The following is a 16,683-nucleotide window of genomic DNA, read 5'->3' as shown; positions in this document are numbered from 1 at the left end:
CACTCCCTCGGGGCGGCGGGGTCGTGTCCTACCGGACCCTAGTTCGTGACCGCCCGTCGTGGAAGGACTTCAGCCAGTGAGCTTGTGCTGGGGTCGTGTGGCCTTGAGCAACAGATCGGCGATCAGCGCATGCCCGGCCGCGTTCGGGTGGTCGCCGTCGGGGGCGAGCAGGTCGGTGATGTCGGGCGCGGTCTCGAACGGCGTGTACAGATCCACGTACGTCGCATGCGCGGCCTCGGCGGCACCGGCGATGACGTGGTTGGTCGCCTGGGTCAGCGCGAGCGTCGCGTTCTGACCGTCGAAGGGGTAGAGCCTGCGGGCGACCTCACCGTCCTTGAAGACGTTCCAATAGCCCGTGATCAGGACCTCGGGCGTGCGGTGGGTGTCGAGGCCGTTGATGCGGTCGAGGATCTGTTCCAGATTGTGGCTCAGCTCGGCGAGCTCGTCGGTGACGCATTCGGTGGTGCAGCGGCCGGCGGTGACGTCGTCCTCGTGGCCGGCGAAGTCGTTCGCGCCGATGGTGAGCAGGACGTAGTCGGCGTCGGTGGCGGCCTGTGCCATCTGCGAGCTGGAGCGGTCGAGGTCGTCGAGCAGGCCACCGGAGTCGAGTCCGCCGACGCCGAGGTTGTGCACGGTGACTCCGGTGCCGGTCTGGTTCGCCAGCTGATCGCCGTACGCGGCCGGGAAGGCGTCGCAGTAGCAGCTGTAGCCGGAGGTGACGGAGTCACCGAGTGCCAGCACGCTCAGGTTGCCCGGCGGGACCTCGAGCGGGATCGGGCGGGCGTCCGCCGCGGCGGTCGTGGTGACCAGCGCGAGCGTGACGAGGAGGTAGAGGAGTCTGCGCGTCACGCCGACCTGTGGTGTGCGGAGAGCTGGCTGACCAGCCAGGGGAAGGACTTGGCGAACGCCGGGCCGGCGAACTGCCAGACATGGGAGCCGGGGGAGACCTGCACCGTGGTCGGGATGCCGACCTTGGCTGCCGCCTTCGACAGCATGTGCGCCTCCCGCTGGTGGGTCTTCTCGGCGGTGCTGGTCAGGAACGCGCCGCTCACGCCCAGGTACTTGCCGTGGGCATGCATCACCTTGAGCGGCTCATTGGCCTGTTCCAACGCCACGTCGCCACCGTACAACTGGACCAAAGTGTCGTGGTCGTCGCCGCTGTTCGGCTCCAGGTCGCCGGAGATGTCGACGAAATGGGTGAAGACGTCCGGGTGCTCGACGACCAGGTCGATGGCGCAGGTGCCGCCCATCGAGAAGCCGGCGACCGCCCATTGCGCGGGGTTACGGGAGGCCCCGAACGTGGTCTCGACGTACTGCGGGATGTCGCGCGCCAGGTGTGTCGCGGCGTTGCCACGGGGGCCGTCGACGCATTCGGTGTCGTTGTCGAACGACGCGGTCGCATCCACGAACACCAGTATGGGTGCAACCCCGTGGTGTTTGCGGGCGAACGCGTCGGCCGTGTCGACGGCGTTGCCGAGCCGCACCCAGTCCGCGGGCGCACCGCGCTCGCCGCCGATGACCTCCACCACGGGCAGTGTCGGGTGGTGCTTCGCGCTGCGGAACCAGACCGGCGGCAGGTAGACCAGTTCCGGGCGGTGCTTGAACCCGCTGTAGGTGGCCGGGATGTTCACCGACACGAGCTTGCCGGTCTTCGGGAGGGTGCGACCGCCGGAGTCGTGGGCCAGGCCGGTCATCGACACCTCGCCGGGCAGCGGTGCGTCGGTCCAGTCGTTCACGGCAGCGTCGATGGTCGGGTAGTAGCCGACGAACTGGTTGACCTGGTTCCCGCAGACGAGCGCCGCGACGGCGATCGCGAGCACGGCGACGCCACGCCGCCACCACTGCGCGCCCCGCCAGCCGGCGATCAGCACCACCAGCGCGGTCAGCCCGATGCCGAACCACAGCCAGACCCCGAACGGCAGCGGATCGGTGATCCCGAGCAGTTGCGCTCCCGGGTACGACGCCAGCAGGGCCCCGACCGCGGACAGTCCGATCACCAGCGGCAGGATCCGCACCCGCCACCGTCGGTCCCGCCACCCGATCGCCACGATCAGCAATCCCACTGCCAGTACCTCTAGCGTCGCCGGAAACCACCCGCCGAGCAGCGAGATCCCGTTCATCCCCAGCCCCCTCACGATTTGACGTCCACCTGCCAGACGCCGATCCGGCGGCCGAGGTTGGCATCGAACATTGCGAACGCTTTACGGTCTGACCTATGACCGCCTCGCTGCTCGATCATCTTGTCCTCGCGACGCCCGATCTTCTCGCGACCGTCGAGCGGTTCGCCGCCGCGACCGGGGTCCGGCCGGTCGAGGGCGGCCGGCACGAGGCGTGGGGGACCCGGAACTACCTCGTCGGGCTCGGCGGTACGACGTACCTGGAACTCATCGGACCGGATCCGGACGCGACGGCGACGTCGATGTTCGACGTCAGCGACGAGCGGCTCCTCACCTGGGCGATCCATCCCGCGGACCTCGAGCCCGCCCTCGCCGCCGCCGGCACGGCCGGCGCCGACCTGGGCGAGATCTTCCCGGGCTCGCGAACGACCCCGGCCGGTGACGTCCTCAACTGGCGGGTCACCGGCATCGAACCGCACCCGTACGACGGCGTCGTCCCGTTCCTGATCGACTGGGAAGACACCCCGCACCCGTCCACGTCCCTGCCGGCCGTGGAGCTCCTCGACTTCCGCGCCACCCACCCGCAGGCCGACAAGGTCCGCGCGGTCCTGCAGGCGCTGGCAGCCGACCTGCCCGTCACCGAAGGCCCCGCCGGCCTGACCGCCGCGGTCCGCGGCCCCGCGGGCGACTTCGCACTCAGTTAGTCCAGGGGCTGGATCAGGCGGAAACCGTTGCTCCGGGTTGCCGTCGGGTTACCGTGTGTCGCAGACCAGTTGCCAGGTGGTCCCGTTCGACAATGTCGAACGGCGGGCGTTGTGGTGGCCGCCGATGGCTCCTAGATTCCAGCCAGCCGTGGTCGTCACGGTTGTCTTGCAAGGAAGGGAGGCTAGCCGGTATGGCTACGACCGAAGCGGTCAAAGCGAAAACCCTTCTGGGGGAGTGTTCCGCCGAGCTCGCGGGCACGTTCATCCTGATCCTGTTCGGCTGCGGAGTGGTGGCGCAGGTGGTGGCCGGCGGGATCGGCGACCACGACTCGATCGCGTGGGCGTGGGGACTCGGTGTGACGCTGGGTATTTACGTGGCGGGCCGGATGACCGGCGCGCATCTGAATCCGGCGGTGACGATCGCCCTGGCGGCGTTCCGCGGGTTCAGCTGGAAGAAGGTGCTGCCGTACTCGGTGGCGCAGTTCCTCGGAGCGTTCCTGGCGGCGCTGGTGGTTCGGTGGAACTACACCGAGGCGCTGAACAAGGTCGACCCCGGACTGACGATCAAGACCCAGGGGGTGTTCTCCACCCTGCCGGGCAACGGCAGCATGGATCTCGGCGTGCACCTGTGGGGCGGTTTCCGGGACCAGATCATCGGTACGGCGATCCTGATGATGGTGATCCTGGCCATCACCGACCTGCGCAACACCGCGCCGGCCGCCAACCTCGCACCGTTCATCGTGGGCCTCCTGGTGGTGGCCATCGGGATGGCGTGGGGAACCAACGCCGGGTACGCGATCAACCCGGCCCGTGACTTCGGGCCGCGGTTGGCGTCGTTCTTCACCGGGTACGGGGGAGCCTTCAAGGATCAGTTCGGGGACGTCTATTTCTGGGTGCCGATCGTGGCACCGATCATCGGCGCCCTGGTCGGCGCGTTCCTCTACGACCTGCTGGTCGGGCGCAACCTGCCGATCGCGGACGAGGACGAAGAGCCGGGCCGCATTCCTGAAGAGAACGCAGCATGACGATCTGTGAGGAGTTCTAATGGCTGACTTCGTCGGTGCCGTCGATCAGGGCACCACGAGCACCCGCTTCATGATCTTCGACCACTCCGGTAACGAGGTGGGCAAGCATCAGCTCGAGCACGAGCAGATCCTGCCGCAGGCCGGCTGGGTCGAGCACAACCCGGTGGAGATCTGGGAGCGGACGAGTTCGGTGATCCGGACCGCCCTGAACGCCAACGGCCTGCACGCCACCGACCTGGCGGCGCTCGGCATCACCAACCAGCGTGAGACGGCCGTGGTCTGGAACCGCAAGACCGGCCGGCCGTACTACAACGCGATCGTCTGGCAGGACACCCGGACCGACCGGATCGCCTCGGCGCTCGAGCGCGAGGGCAAGGGCGACGTGATCCGGCAGAAGGCCGGGCTGCCGCCGGCGACGTACTTCTCGGCCGGCAAGGTGCAGTGGATCCTGGAGAACGTGGACGGGGTCCGCGAGGCCGCGGAGGCCGGTGACGCCGTCTTCGGCAACACCGACACCTGGCTGCTGTGGAACCTCACCGGTGGCACCGACGGCGGGTCGCACATCACCGATGTGACGAACGCCAGCCGGACGATGCTGATGAACCTGGAGACGCTCGACTGGGACGACGAGCTGATCAGCTTCTTCAACATCCCGCGCCAGATGCTGCCGGAGATCCGGCCGTCGTCGGACCCGAACACCTACGGCGAGACGCTGACCAGCGGCCCGCTCGGTGGGCAGGTTCCGCTGACCGGTGACCTCGGCGACCAGCAGGCCGCGACCGTCGGCCAGGTCTGCTTCAACCCGGGCGAGGCCAAGAACACCTACGGCACCGGCAACTTCATGTTGCTGAACACCGGCACCGAGCTGGTCCGGTCGAAGGCCGGTCTGCTCAGCACGATGTGCTACAAGTTCGGCGACGAGGCTCCGGTCTACGCGCTCGAGGGTTCGATCGCCGTGACCGGGTCGGCCGTGCAGTGGCTGCGCGACCAGCTCGGCATCATCTCCGGTGCGAGTGAGACCGAGACGCTGGCCCGGCAGGTCGAGGACAACGGTGGCGTGTACTTCGTGCCCGCCTTCTCCGGACTGTTCGCGCCGTACTGGCGTTCGGACGCCCGCGGCGCGATCGTCGGGCTGTCGCGGTTCAACACCAACGCTCACCTGGCGCGCGCGACGCTGGAAGCGATCTGCTACCAGAGCAAGGACGTGTCCGACGCGATGGAGAAGGACTCCGGCGTGACGCTGGACGTGCTGAAGGTCGACGGCGGTGTCACGGCCAACGAGCTGTGCATGCAGATGCAGGCCGACATCCTCGGCGTGCCGGTGAGCAAGCCGGTGGTGGCCGAGACCACGGCCCTGGGTGCGGCGTACGCGGCCGGCCTAGCGGTCGGGTTCTGGAAGAACAAGGAAGAGCTCGTCCAGAACTGGAACGAGGACAAGCGGTGGGAACCGCAGTGGAACGACGAGCAGCGAGCGAAGGGGTACGCCGGATGGCAGAAGGCCGTCTCGCGGACGCTGGACTGGGTTGACGTCGACTAAGTAATGCGAACAACGGAAGAAGGAGCAGCACAGTGGCGGTAGTGGCTCTGTCACCGCAAGCAAGGGCCGACGCGATCGACGCGATGGCCGACGGACGAGAGCTGGACGTCCTGGTGGTCGGTGGCGGGGTGGTCGGCACCGGCTCGGCACTCGATGCCGCGACCCGGGGTCTGACCACCGGACTGCTGGAGGCGCGCGATTTCGCGAGCGGTACCTCCAGCCGTTCCAGCAAGCTGATCCACGGTGGTCTGCGCTATCTGGAGATGCTCGACTTCCGATTGGTGCACGAGGCGTTGCAGGAGCGCGGACTGCTCCTGCAACGCCTGGCACCGCACCTGGTCAAGCCGGTGCCGTTCCTCTACCCGCTGCAGCACCGTTGGTGGGAGCGGTTCTACGCCGGCGCCGGTGTCGCCCTGTACGACGGGATGGCCGTCAGCTCGGGTCTCGGCGCCGGGCTGCCGATCCACAAGCACCTGACGCGGCGCGGCGCGATGCGACTCGTTCCGTCGCTGAAGAAGTCGGCACTGGTCGGTGCACTCATGTACTACGACGCCCAGGTGGACGATGCGCGCCACACGATGGAGCTCGCGCGGACGGCAGCGTCGTACGGCGCTCATGTCGCGAACCGGGTGAAGGTCACCGGTTTCCTGCGTCAGGGCGAGCGCGTCACCGGCGTACAGGCGAAGGACCTGGAGAGCGGGCGGGAGTTCGAGGTCCGCGCCAAGCAGGTCGTGAACGCGACCGGTGTCTGGACCGACGACACCCAAGGCATGGTGGGGGAGCGCGGGCAGTACCACGTGCGCGCCTCGAAGGGCATCCACCTCGTCGTGCCCAAGGACCGGATCCAGTCCAGCACCGGGATGATCCTGCGCACCGAGAAGTCGGTGCTGTTCATCATCCCGTGGGGCCGGCACTGGCTGATCGGCACCACCGACACCGACTGGAACCTGGACAAGGCGCACCCGGCCGCGACCAGCAAGGACATCGAGTACCTGCTCGACCACGTGAACTCCGTGCTCGTCACCCCGCTGACCCGCGAGGACGTCGAGGGCGTGTACGCCGGTCTGCGGCCGCTGCTGGCCGGGGAGTCGGAGAGTACGTCGAAGCTGTCGCGGGAACACGTCGTCGCGCACGCCGCCCCCGGTCTCGTGGTTGTTGCCGGTGGCAAGTACACGACGTACCGGGTGATGGCCAAGGACGCGATCGACGCGGCCGCGGCGGCGCTGGACGGACGGGTGCCGAAGTCGGTCACCAAGACCACGCCGCTGGTCGGCGCGGACGGCTACCAGGCGCTGTGGAACCAGCGGCACCTGATCGCGCAACGCTCCGGTCTGCATGTCGCCCGGATCGAGCACCTGCTCAACCGGTACGGCGCTTTGATCGACGAAGTGCTCGCGCTGGTCGAGGAGGACCCATCGCTGGGTGAGCAGTTGCCCGGCACGCAGGACTACCTGAAGGCCGAGGTCGTCTACGGTGCGAAGGCCGAGGGGGCCCGGCACCTGGACGACGTACTGGCTCGGCGGACCCGGATCTCGATCGAGGCCTGGGACCGTGGGGTCGCCGCCGCTGAGGCCGCGGCGCGGCTGATGGCGCCGGTCCTTGGCTGGGACGACGAGGCGATCGAGCGCGAGGTGTCGTTCTACCTGCGCCGGGTCGAGTCCGAGCGGGCCTCGCAGGATCAGCCCGATGACGAGTCGGCGGACAAGGTCCGCCTGGAAGCGCCCGACATCGTCTCCCCGGCATGATGGCGGTATGGAACTGATCGAGCGGATCGAACGAGCCGAGGCGGAGCTGGTCTGGAACAGCGGGACCGACTCCGGCCCCGGCCCGTCGCTGCTGGGGGCGACGCGGCGCCGCTTCGGCTCTGTCGTCGCCTTGGCGGCACCACGGGACACGCTGTCGTTCTGGTCGCAGGCGGCCGGATTCGGGCTGGACGGTCCGGTCACTGCGGCGGTGATCGGCGAGGTCGTGGATTACTTCAAGACTGCCGGTTGTACGACGGCCAATCTGAGCATCATGCCCAGCGCTCTCCCAGCGGATTGGGACGACCTCGCGGCGACGTACGGAATCACCCCCGGGCCGACCGCGGTCCAGGTTGTGCGTCCGGCTGAGCCGCTCGCGCAGGCGCCCACTGATCTCCGCATCGAGCCGGTCGGACCGCGGCACGCCGAGACGTGGGCGCAGGTGCAGATGGACGCCTATCAGATGTACGACGAGGGCTTCCGCGCCATGCTCGAGGCCTACACCGACTGGCCGGGTATGACGGCGTACGCCGCTTGGGACGGTGACACGATGGCCGCTACCGGCTCGCTGTACGTCGTGGACGGTGTCGGCCGGCTGCGCAGCGGCGCGACCCGCCCGGAGTACCGGGGCAGAGGCGCGCAGTCCGCGCTGCTCAGCCGCCGGATCGCCGACGCCTTCGCGCAAGGCTGCGACCTGGTCACCACGGGCTCGGCCAAGCCGGGGCCCGGCGAACACAACCCCTCGCTGGCCAACATGCTGCGCCAGGGTTTCACCGAGCTTACGGATCGCACGCTCCAGATCTGGACACTTTCCTGACTGGCTAGAGTCATGGGCATGAACCTGACTGAGCGGCTCGAACGTGCCGAGGGCGAGATGATCTGGACGCTCACCCAGAGTCCGCGAGCCGTGGTGCAGTCGCTCGGCATCAGCGGCCAGCGGATCGGCAAGGGCGTGGTCGTTGTGCTGAGCAACGACTCGATCGACTTCTGGTCGCGGGCCTACGGGTTCGGCTTCGACCGGCCGATCGACAGCGCGCTGATCGGCGAGATCCTCGACGTCGCCCGGGCCGGCAACGGCCGCGTCCTGAACTTCCACCTCCCTCCGCAGGTGCTCCCGGCGAACTGGGCCGAGATCTGCGCCGAGCACGGCATCGTCGCCGGCGGCACCTGGGTCAAGGCCGTCCGCGCGGCCGCCCCCGTCGACCCGGTCCGGACCGACCTGCGCGTCGACGTCATCCGCCCCGAGGACGCCGCCGCCTGGTCGGCCGTCCAGCTCGAGGTCTTCGGACTCCCCGAAGACCAGCTCGACGTGCTCACCGGGTTCGTCCACGCCCCCAACGTCACCGCGTACGGCGCCTGGGACGGCGACACGCTGGTCGCGACCGGCGGCCTGGTCATCGGCGACGAGGTCGGCGAATGCGTCAGCGGCGCGACCCTCCCGGCGTACCGGGGCCGTGGCGCCCAGACCGCCATCCTGGCCCGCCGGGCCGAAGACGCCTACGCGGCCGGCTGCCGCTGGGTCGTCTCCGAGACCGGCAAGCCCGGACCGGGCGAGCACAACTCCTCCCTGGCCAACATGGAGCGCGTCGGCTTCAAGGTCGCCTACGACCGCCCCATCTATCGCTGGAAGGCGTGAGCCTCAGCCGATGCTGACGGTGTAGTGGGCGCCGTCGTCGGTGAACTCGTAGTTCCCGGCGCCGGTGATCCGCTTGGCACCGAGGTTGTCGTCGTCGTCGGGAAAATCACCTTCCATCACCGTCAGCACCTTGCCCTGCTCGATCGGAATATCGGCGATGTCCTTGTCGTCGCCGTTGGTGAACTGAATCGAATTCATGATCACGGTGCCGTCGACGGTCAGATAAATGTCGTCGGCGCCGGTGTTGTCCTCCTGCGCATGACATTTGATCCGAGTGATCTTCAAAGCCTGCGTGCCGTCGCTGGAAGCCTGCGCCACCACCGGCCCCACGCCCACCGAAGCCACCCCGAGTGCTACCGCCGCCAGGACCCTCATGGTCGAAGACATTTCATTTCCTCCCGAGTTGTTGGTAATGCCCGGGACCTTAGGTGCGCTTTATGTCAAGCGTTTGAAACCCGTATCACGATCGACGCTCTTCGATCAGGCCTGAAAGGCTTGTCATTCGGGGCGGATCCAGTTGAAGGTGCGTTCGACGGCGGCTTTCCAGTTGGCGTACTCGGTGGCGCGGCGGGTGGGGTCCATGTGCGGGAGCCATTGGCCGGCGCGGTGCCAGTTGGAGCGGAGGCCTTCGAGGTCGGGCCAGTAGCCGACGGCGAGGCCGGCGGCGTAGGCGGCGCCGAGGGAGACGGTCTCGGTGACCATGGGGCGGACGACGCGGACGTCGAGCAGGTCGGCGAGGAACTGCATGAGCAGGTTGTTGGCGGTCATGCCGCCGTCGACCTTGAGGGCGGTCAGGGCGATGCCGGAGTCGGCGTTCATCGCGTCGACGACCTCGAGGGTCTGGAAGCCGGTGGCTTCGAGGACGGCGCGGGCCAGGTGGCCTTTGGTGATGTAGCCGGTCAGGCCGGCGATGACGCCGCGGGCCTCGCTGCGCCAGTGCGGGGCGAACAGACCGGAGAAGGCCGGGACGATGTAGGCGCCGCCGTTGTCGTCGACGGTGCGGGCCAGGGTCTCGATCTCGGCGGCGGTGTGGATCAGGCCGAGGCCGTCGCGGAACCACTGCACGAGTGAACCGGTGACGGCCATCGAGCCTTCGAGCGCGTACGACGCGGGCTCGTCGCCGATCTGGTAGGCGACCGTCGTGAGCATGCCGTGCTTGGAGCGGACGATCTCGTGACCGGTGTGCAGCAACAGGAACGAGCCGGTGCCGTAGGTGCACTTCGCCTCGCCGGCGCTGAAGCACGTCTGGCCGAAGAGGGCGGCCTGCTGGTCACCGAGCGCGGCGCCGATCCGGACTCCGGGCAGCACTTCGGTCGCCGTTGCGAAGACACCGGACGACGGCCGGATCTCCGGCAGGACAGCGCGCGGTACGTCGAAGGCCGCGAGCAGCTCGTCGTCCCACTCCAGGGTGGCGATGTTCATCAGCATGGTCCGGCTCGCGTTCGTGACGTCGGTCGCGTGCAGACCGCCGTTCGCGCCGCCGGTGAAGTTCCAGATCAGCCAGGACTCCATCGTGCCGAACAGCACCTCGCCGCGTTCGGCGCGGGCGCGCAGGCCGGGGGTGTGGTCGAGCATCCATTTGAGTCGCGGCGCGGAGAAGTAGGTGTTCAACGGCAGACCGCACAGATCCGCGAACCGGTCCGGGCCCTCGTCACCGGCGAGCTCGGCGACCAGGCGGTCGGTGCGGGTGTCCTGCCAGACGACGGCGTTGCCGATCGGCTGGCCGGTCGTGCGGTCCCAGAGCAGGCTGGTCTCGCGCTGATTTGTGATGCCGATGGCAACGATCTGGCTCTTGTCGGCGCCGATCTGACGCAACGCCGCCGGTACGACGCGGGTCACGTTCCGCCAGATCTCGGCCGCGTCGTGCTCGACCCAGCCCGGCTTGGGGAACAGTTGGCGATGCTCGCGCTGCGCGACCGACACGAGTCGCCCGCGCCGGTCGAACAGGATGCAGCGGGTCGAGTTGGTGCCCTGGTCGACAGCGGCGACGTACTGCTCAGCCATCAGGAGTCACCTCGCAGGTCGCGCGCGATCGCCTCGGCGGTGGCGCGGACCATGGTCACGAGGTCGCCGCGGTGGCGGAGGCGGCTGTCGCAGATCCGCTCGATCCGGCCGGTGAGGCCGACCGCGCCGACGACGAGTCCGCCGAGCCCGCGGATCGGTGCGGCGATGCCGGCGGTCTCCACGGTGTGCTCCTCGAACTCGCTCGCCCAGCCGCGGGCGCGGACGGCGGCGAGCTCCTCGGCCAGCTTGGCGCCGTCGATGATCGTTCGGGTGGTGAACGCCTCCAGGCGCTTCGGCCGGGCGGCGCCACTCGCGTCGTACGCGAGCACGGCCTTGCCCAATGCGGTCGCGTGCGGAGGCAACGTCGTACCGACGTCGAGGTCCTGGTCGCTGTCGTCGGGCCGGAAGACATGGTGGACGACGACGACCTTGCTCTCGACGAGCCGGCCGACGCGGACGACCTCGCCGCTGCGGGCGGCCAGTGAGTCGGCCCAGTTGATCGCTCGGCTGCGTAGCTCGTTCGGGTCCAGGTAGCTCTCACCGAGGCGGCCGAACGCGTCACTGAGGTGGTAGTGCGCGCCGCTGCGATCCTGTTCGACGAAGCCGACCTGATGCAGGGTCCGGAGAATTCCGTGCACGGTCGTCTTGGCCAGGCCGAGCGCGTTGCCGACATCGGCGACACCGAGCCCGTTGGGGGCGGCCGCGAGCAGCCGGAGCACGGCCGCAGCCCGCTCGATGGACTGCACGCTGCCCGGCACACCCGCAGGCTACCGGTGAAACCCCCGCCTGGCTGCTACTCGCTCGCGATGGCTTGGAGGACATTGAGGCGCGCTGCACGGCGTGACGGCCAGACAGCAGCGAGTACGCCGATCAGCGCGGAAACCAGGACAGCGCCGATGAGCTGGAGCACGGGGACGTCGAGTTTGCTGAGGCCGTCGTCGACGAGCACGTTCTGGATGGCGGCCGCGGTCAGTACGCCGACGGCCAGGCCGAGCAGCGCGCCGAGCAGGGTCACCGCGATCGACTCGACACGCAGCATCCGGCGCAGCTGCGGCCGATCCATCCCGATCGCGCGCAGCAGACCGATCTCGCGGGTGCGCTCGACGACGCCGAGAGCGAGGGTGTTCACGATGCCGAGGATCGCGATCAGGATCGCCAGGGCCAGCAGCATGCCGATCACGGTGGTCGCGGCATCGACCGGTCCGCGGGCCTCGGCCGCGTACGCCTGCTGGTCGCGGACCTGGATCGACGGATAGTCCTTCAACGCGTCCAGGATCGCCGGCGCGGCCTGCGCCGTACTGGTGCCGTCGGCAACATCGACGTACAGGAGCGAGTCGGCCGGGGCACCGCCGATCGCCTCGTACGTCGGTAGCGAGATGACGATCGCGTTGAGCTGCCGGTTCGGGCTGAGGATGCCGGCGACGGTCACGCGGTGTTTGCCGGTCGTGGTGATCAGCGTGAACGGCTTGCCGGGGGAGACGCCGAGGGTCTTGGCCAGGGTCCTCGGTACGACGGCTTGGCCGTCCCGCAGGCCATTGAGCGAACCGGAGTCGAGCCCGACCGTGATCGGTCCGTCGAGAGTGCCGCCGTCGACGCCGGTCACCTTAACCGGGACGTCGTCGACCTTGCCGTCCTGCTGGCGGACCTGGTGCACGGCCGCGATCCCGCCGACCTTGCGGATCCGGTCGGCGACCTGCGGGCTGAAGGTGGACGGGTCGGATGAGCTCACGACCAGGTCCGACGTACCGATCGCTGCCGCGACGTTGGCGTCGATGGAGGCCTTGGCCGAGGCGCCGATCACCACGAGACCACTGATCAGCGCGACCGAGATCATCAGCGCGGACGCGGTCGCCGACGTACGGCGGGGGTTGCGTTCGGCGTTGCGGCGGCCGAGGGTGACCGGGGCCTTGCGGCCGAACGGCGACATCAGCCCGCGTACGACGTACCGGCTGACCAGGGGACTGGTGAGGACGATGCCGAGCAGGGCCATCGCTGAGGCCAGCCCGATCAGGACCGCACCCGGCATGCCGCCCGCGTGATTGGCGATCAGGTAGAGCACGACCGCCATCAGCAGCAGGAACGCGCCGGCCAGGAGGCGGACCAGCAATGAGCGTTCGGGGATGGTGGCGCCGTCGCGCAGCGCGGCCATCGGTGGCAGGCGGCCGGCGCGGCGCGCGGCCGGGTAGGCGGCGGCCAGGGTGAGGAGGGTGCCGATCACGTAGCAGGCGATGATCGTGGCCGGGGTGATCTGCAGGCCAGCGCTCGGGATTGCGGCCCCGAGCTGGCTGTAGGCGAAATGGATACCGGCCGCGACGACGATGCCCAGCAGCAGGCCGAGGGTCGAACCGATCAGCCCGATCACGACAGCCTCGGCCAGAACCGTGCCGGTGACCTGGCCGCGGCTCGCGCCGATCGCGCGCAGCATCGCGAGTTCACGGGAGCGTTGGGCGACCTGCATCGCGAACGTGTTCACGATCAGGAACGCGCCGACGAACAACGCGAGCCCGGCGAACATCAGCAGGATCGAACTGAACCCGCCGAAGGCCGTGTCGAGCGCGTTCTCCCCGTCGGCCTCGACCTGCGCCGCCGTACGGACCTTGAAGTCCTTGCCGACGGCCGTGGCGATCGCCGCCTGGACCTGATTCGCGTCGGCGCCGGGCTTCAGCGCCACGGCGATCGACGTCCAGCCGGGCTTGCCGAGTAAGACGAGCTGCGCGGTCGCCGAGTCGAAGGTGACCAGCGGTGCGCCCGCGGCCGGGCCGGCCTGGGCGGGGGTCGTGATCGCGGTCAGGGTGGCGGTGACGGCCCGGGTCGCGGTGACTATCCGGACCTGATCGCCGAGGTCGTAACCGGCCTTCGAGGCGGTCGACTCGTCGAGCCCGAGCTGTTGGGTGCCGAAGGGCTGTTTGCCATCCAGCAGCCGGAACGGCGACGTACTGACGGCATGCGGCCAGGCCGCGCCGTACGTGGCCAGCCCGTAGGTGTCGATCGGCTTCCCGTCGGGCTTGCGGATCTGTACGTCGCTGACCAGCAACTGCGCGTCCGCCTCGGCCACCCCCGGTACGGCGGCCACCTTGTCGCCGACTGCGATCGCGAGCGTCGCCGGCGGCCCGGAGCTCGCCTCGACCGGGTCCACCGGGGTGACGGTGATGTCCGCCGTACTGCCGGCGTACTGCTTCTTCAACGCCGTCGACAAGGTGTCGGTGAAGACCATCGCGCCACCGACGAACGCGATCCCGAGCACGACCGCGACCGTGCACAGCACGAACCGCAGCCGATGCGCCAGAACCGAACGCAGACCGATCCTGAGCATCAGCCGGTCACGGCCGGATCGAGACTCTTCATCGTGTCCAGGACGGTCTCGGCGGTCGGGTCGAGCAGCTCCGACCGCAGCCGGCCGTCGGCCAGGAACAACACCCGATCCGCGTACGACGCCGCGGTCGGATCGTGGGTGACCATCACCACCGTCTGCCCGAACTCGCGCACCGACCGGTGCAGGAAGCCGAGCACATCGGCCGACGATTGCGAGTCGAGGTTGCCGGTCGGCTCATCGGCGAACACCACATCGGGCCGCGAAGCCAGCGCCCGCGCACACGCGACCCGCTGCTGCTGGCCACCCGACAGTTCCGACGGCTTGTGCTTGAGCCGATCGGACAGCCCGATCGTGTCGACGACAATGGTCAGCCACTCCTGGTCGGGCGAGCGCCCGGCCAGGTCGAGCGGCAGCGTGATGTTCTCCAGCGCGGTCAGCGTCGGCACCAGGTTGAACGCCTGGAAGACGAACCCGATCCGGTCCCGCCGCAGATGGGTCAGCTGCTTCTCCGGCAGCCGGCTCAGCTCGACGTCACCGATGAACACCTGCCCGGCCGTCGGCTGATCGAGACCGGCCAGGCAGTGCAGCAGCGTCGACTTGCCCGACCCCGACGGCCCCATGATCGCGGTGAACCGCCCCTTGCCGAAGTCCGCGCTGAGCTCCACCAGGGCATCGACCTGCGTCTGGCCCACGCCGTACCGCTTGGTCACACCAACAGCCCGGACAGCAGGTGAGTCATCCACGATCATGCGACGAACGGTATCGAGTGCGGGTTCCAGCCCACGCCGGAGGCGTGCCAAGAGCTCGGTCAGCCGTCGACGCTGATCAGGTCGACGCCGGCGGACTCGACGACGACCTCTTCGACTGTTCGTTGCGGCAGCGGCGGCGGGGTGCCGCCCCAGGCGGGGCAGAGCGACTTGTAGTCGCACCAGTCGCAGAGCGGGCCCTTGCTCGGACGCCAGTCACCGGATTCCAAGGCGTGGCTGATCGCCGCCCACAGTGCAGTGACCTTGCGCTCGCAGGCACGGAGGTCGGCCTCGTCGGGGACGTAGCGGACGATCTCGCCGTTGCCCAGGTAGACCAGCTGCAACATCGCCGGTACGACGCCGCGCAGCCGCCACAGCACCAGCGCGTAGAACTTCATCTGGAACAGCGCCTTGGCCTCGAAGAACTCCGAGGGCGATCGGCCGGTCTTGTAGTCGACCACCCGGATCTCACCGGTCGGGGCGACGTCGAGACGGTCGACGTAGCCGCGTAGTACCAGGCCTGACTCGAGTGCGGTCTCGACATAGAGCTCGCGCTCCGCAGGCTCGAGGGCATTCGGGTCTTCGAGCGTGAAGTACTTGCCGAGCAGCTTGTGGGCCTCGGCCAGCCAGCTCGCCAGCTCCTCGCCGCTGGCGTCCTCGGCGAACAGGCCGGCCACCTCCGGCTCGGCGGCGAGCACCTGCTGCCACTGCGGCTCGAGCATCTCGGCTGCGTGCTCCAGCGTCCGCTGGCCGCGGGGAAGGTCGAAGAGTCTCTCCAGTACGCCGTGCACGACCGTGCCGCGGACGGCGGCCGACGACGGTTTCTCCGGTAGCCGGTCGACGACGCGGAAGCGGTACTTCAGCGGGCAGCTCATGAAATCGGCCGCCCGCGACGGCGACAACGCCCCGCGCGGATGCCCGTTGACTGGTACCTCGACCGCAACACTCATACCGAAACCCTAGGCGAGAGCACGGACACTTTCGGCCAACCATCGGTTCGGCTTGCCAAGCTGGTGTCATGAAGCCGCCGCGCGAGCACGATCTGGGCCTCGAACACGACCTCGGTGTGATCCGCCGCAGGCAGGTCCTGGGCCTGTTCGCCGGTGCCGGCCTGGTCGCCTTGGCTGGCTGCGCACCGGACGCTGCTACACCCACGCCTACTCCTTCGACTTCGACGTCAGGAACAGGCGTCGAAGAGATCCCCGCCGAAACCGCCGGTCCCTATCCGGGGGACGGGTCCAACGGTCCCAACGTGTTGACCGAGTCCGGCATCGTCCGCAGCGACATCACGAAGTCATTCGGTTCCGCCTCGGGCACGGCGACCGGCGTACCGCTGACTGTCGAGCTGACCGTCCTCGACGCCGCCAAGGACACGCCACTGGTGGGAGCGGCTGTGTATGTGTGGCAATGCGATGCCCTTGGTCGCTACTCCCTTTACTCCGAGGGTGCGACCACCGAGAACTACTTGCGTGGCGTCCAGGCCGCCGACGCCACCGGCAAGGTCACCTTCACCACGATCTTCCCGGCCGCCTACCCCGGTCGCTGGCCGCACATTCACTTCGAGGTCTACGCGAGCCTCGCCGACGCGACCGCCGCCGGAAAGATCAGCGCGACCTCACAACTCGCCCTGCCCGAGAACGTCTGCATGGCCGTCTACGCCACCTCCGGGTACGACGGCAGTGCCGACAACCTGCGCCGTACGTCGATCTCCGACGACAACGTGTTCGGCGACGACGACGGCGTCCGGCAGCTCGCGGCGGTGGCCGGGGACGCGGTCAAGGGATACGTGGCGCGGCTGGATGTCGGCGTGTGAGCTGGGCTGATAGCAGGTTGTTACCTCTGGACCAGTAGCGTTGGAG

At 68.7% G+C, this 16,683-nt stretch carries 15 protein-coding genes; 7 read left to right on the top strand and 8 right to left on the bottom strand.

Going from position 1 to position 16,683, the window contains the following annotated elements; translation table 11 throughout:
• Positions 1–69: 69 nt before the first annotated feature.
• Both ACIA49_RS34970 and ACIA49_RS34965 read right to left on the bottom strand, forming a co-directional pair.
• Positions 70–849, bottom strand: a complete 780-nt coding sequence (locus ACIA49_RS34970) for an SGNH/GDSL hydrolase family protein (protein WP_396382438.1) — start codon at positions 847–849, stop codon at positions 70–72.
• Positions 846–2,120: an alpha/beta hydrolase-fold protein gene (locus ACIA49_RS34965; RefSeq protein ID WP_396382436.1), complete on the bottom strand. Its 1,275-nt coding sequence runs from the start codon at positions 2,118–2,120 to the stop codon at positions 846–848. Before ACIA49_RS34965 ends, ACIA49_RS34970 begins: the two co-directional genes overlap by 4 nt.
• A gap of 95 nt (positions 2,121–2,215) precedes the next feature.
• Between ACIA49_RS34965 and ACIA49_RS34960 the strand changes: the two genes are divergently transcribed.
• The 6 genes from ACIA49_RS34960 to ACIA49_RS34935 all read left to right on the top strand — a co-directional run bounded on the left by ACIA49_RS34960 (position 2,216) and on the right by ACIA49_RS34935 (position 8,761).
• The gene (locus ACIA49_RS34960) at positions 2,216–2,821 is read left to right on the top strand and encodes a VOC family protein (RefSeq protein WP_396382435.1); all 606 of its coding nucleotides are present in this window, start codon (positions 2,216–2,218) and stop codon (positions 2,819–2,821) included.
• A 191-nt stretch (positions 2,822–3,012) separates the two neighbouring features.
• A complete protein-coding gene (locus ACIA49_RS34955) occupies positions 3,013–3,846 on the top strand; it encodes an MIP/aquaporin family protein (protein WP_396382434.1) in 834 nt (277 codons plus the stop codon).
• 19 nt (positions 3,847–3,865) lie between these two features.
• Positions 3,866–5,383 (top strand): glycerol kinase GlpK, encoded by a 1,518-nt coding sequence (gene glpK, locus ACIA49_RS34950; RefSeq protein ID WP_396382433.1) that lies wholly within the window; start codon positions 3,866–3,868, stop codon positions 5,381–5,383.
• Between the two features lie 32 nt (positions 5,384–5,415).
• On the top strand, positions 5,416–7,128 hold the full coding sequence (locus ACIA49_RS34945; protein ID WP_396382432.1) for a glycerol-3-phosphate dehydrogenase/oxidase: 1,713 nt from the start codon (positions 5,416–5,418) through the stop codon (positions 7,126–7,128).
• Positions 7,129–7,135: 7 nt separating this feature from the next.
• Complete coding sequence (locus ACIA49_RS34940; protein WP_396382431.1) at positions 7,136–7,942, top strand: GNAT family N-acetyltransferase; 807 nt, start codon at positions 7,136–7,138, stop codon at positions 7,940–7,942.
• Between the two features lie 18 nt (positions 7,943–7,960).
• Positions 7,961–8,761 carry a GNAT family N-acetyltransferase gene (locus tag ACIA49_RS34935; RefSeq protein WP_396382429.1) on the top strand — a complete coding sequence of 267 codons (801 nt, stop codon included), beginning with the start codon at positions 7,961–7,963 and terminating at the stop codon, positions 8,759–8,761.
• A gap of 3 nt (positions 8,762–8,764) precedes the next feature.
• Here ACIA49_RS34935 and ACIA49_RS34930 read toward each other — a convergent pair whose 3' ends face one another.
• The 6 genes from ACIA49_RS34930 to ACIA49_RS34905 form a co-directional block, all read right to left on the bottom strand.
• Complete coding sequence (locus ACIA49_RS34930) at positions 8,765–9,148, bottom strand: hypothetical protein (protein WP_396382428.1); 384 nt, start codon at positions 9,146–9,148, stop codon at positions 8,765–8,767.
• 111 nt (positions 9,149–9,259) lie between these two features.
• Positions 9,260–10,765: a glycerol kinase GlpK gene (gene glpK, locus ACIA49_RS34925; RefSeq protein WP_396382426.1), complete on the bottom strand. Its 1,506-nt coding sequence runs from the start codon at positions 10,763–10,765 to the stop codon at positions 9,260–9,262.
• A complete protein-coding gene (locus tag ACIA49_RS34920) occupies positions 10,765–11,523 on the bottom strand; it encodes an IclR family transcriptional regulator (protein WP_396382425.1) in 759 nt (252 codons plus the stop codon). The genes glpK (ACIA49_RS34925) and ACIA49_RS34920 overlap by 1 nt, the downstream gene beginning before the upstream one ends.
• Positions 11,524–11,558: 35 nt before the next feature.
• Positions 11,559–14,078 (bottom strand): ABC transporter permease, encoded by a 2,520-nt coding sequence (locus ACIA49_RS34915; RefSeq protein ID WP_396382424.1) that lies wholly within the window; start codon positions 14,076–14,078, stop codon positions 11,559–11,561.
• Positions 14,078–14,827 carry an ABC transporter ATP-binding protein gene (locus tag ACIA49_RS34910; protein WP_396382423.1) on the bottom strand — a complete coding sequence of 250 codons (750 nt, stop codon included), beginning with the start codon at positions 14,825–14,827 and terminating at the stop codon, positions 14,078–14,080. The genes ACIA49_RS34915 and ACIA49_RS34910 overlap by 1 nt, the downstream gene beginning before the upstream one ends.
• 59 nt (positions 14,828–14,886) lie before the next feature.
• On the bottom strand, positions 14,887–15,774 hold the full coding sequence (locus ACIA49_RS34905; RefSeq protein ID WP_396382421.1) for a RecB family exonuclease: 888 nt from the start codon (positions 15,772–15,774) through the stop codon (positions 14,887–14,889).
• A gap of 68 nt (positions 15,775–15,842) precedes the next feature.
• On the opposite strand from ACIA49_RS34905, the gene ACIA49_RS34900 reads away from it, so the two are divergent.
• A complete protein-coding gene (locus ACIA49_RS34900) occupies positions 15,843–16,637 on the top strand; it encodes an intradiol ring-cleavage dioxygenase (RefSeq protein WP_396382419.1) in 795 nt (264 codons plus the stop codon).
• Positions 16,638–16,683: the final 46 nt, after the last annotated feature.

It is taken from the genome of Kribbella sp. NPDC051587, assembly GCF_044453945.1.
GTDB lineage: Bacteria > Actinomycetota > Actinomycetes > Propionibacteriales > Kribbellaceae > Kribbella.
The sequence above is the reverse complement of the archived record's forward strand: the minus strand, read 5'-3'. Positions and strand labels throughout refer to the sequence as shown.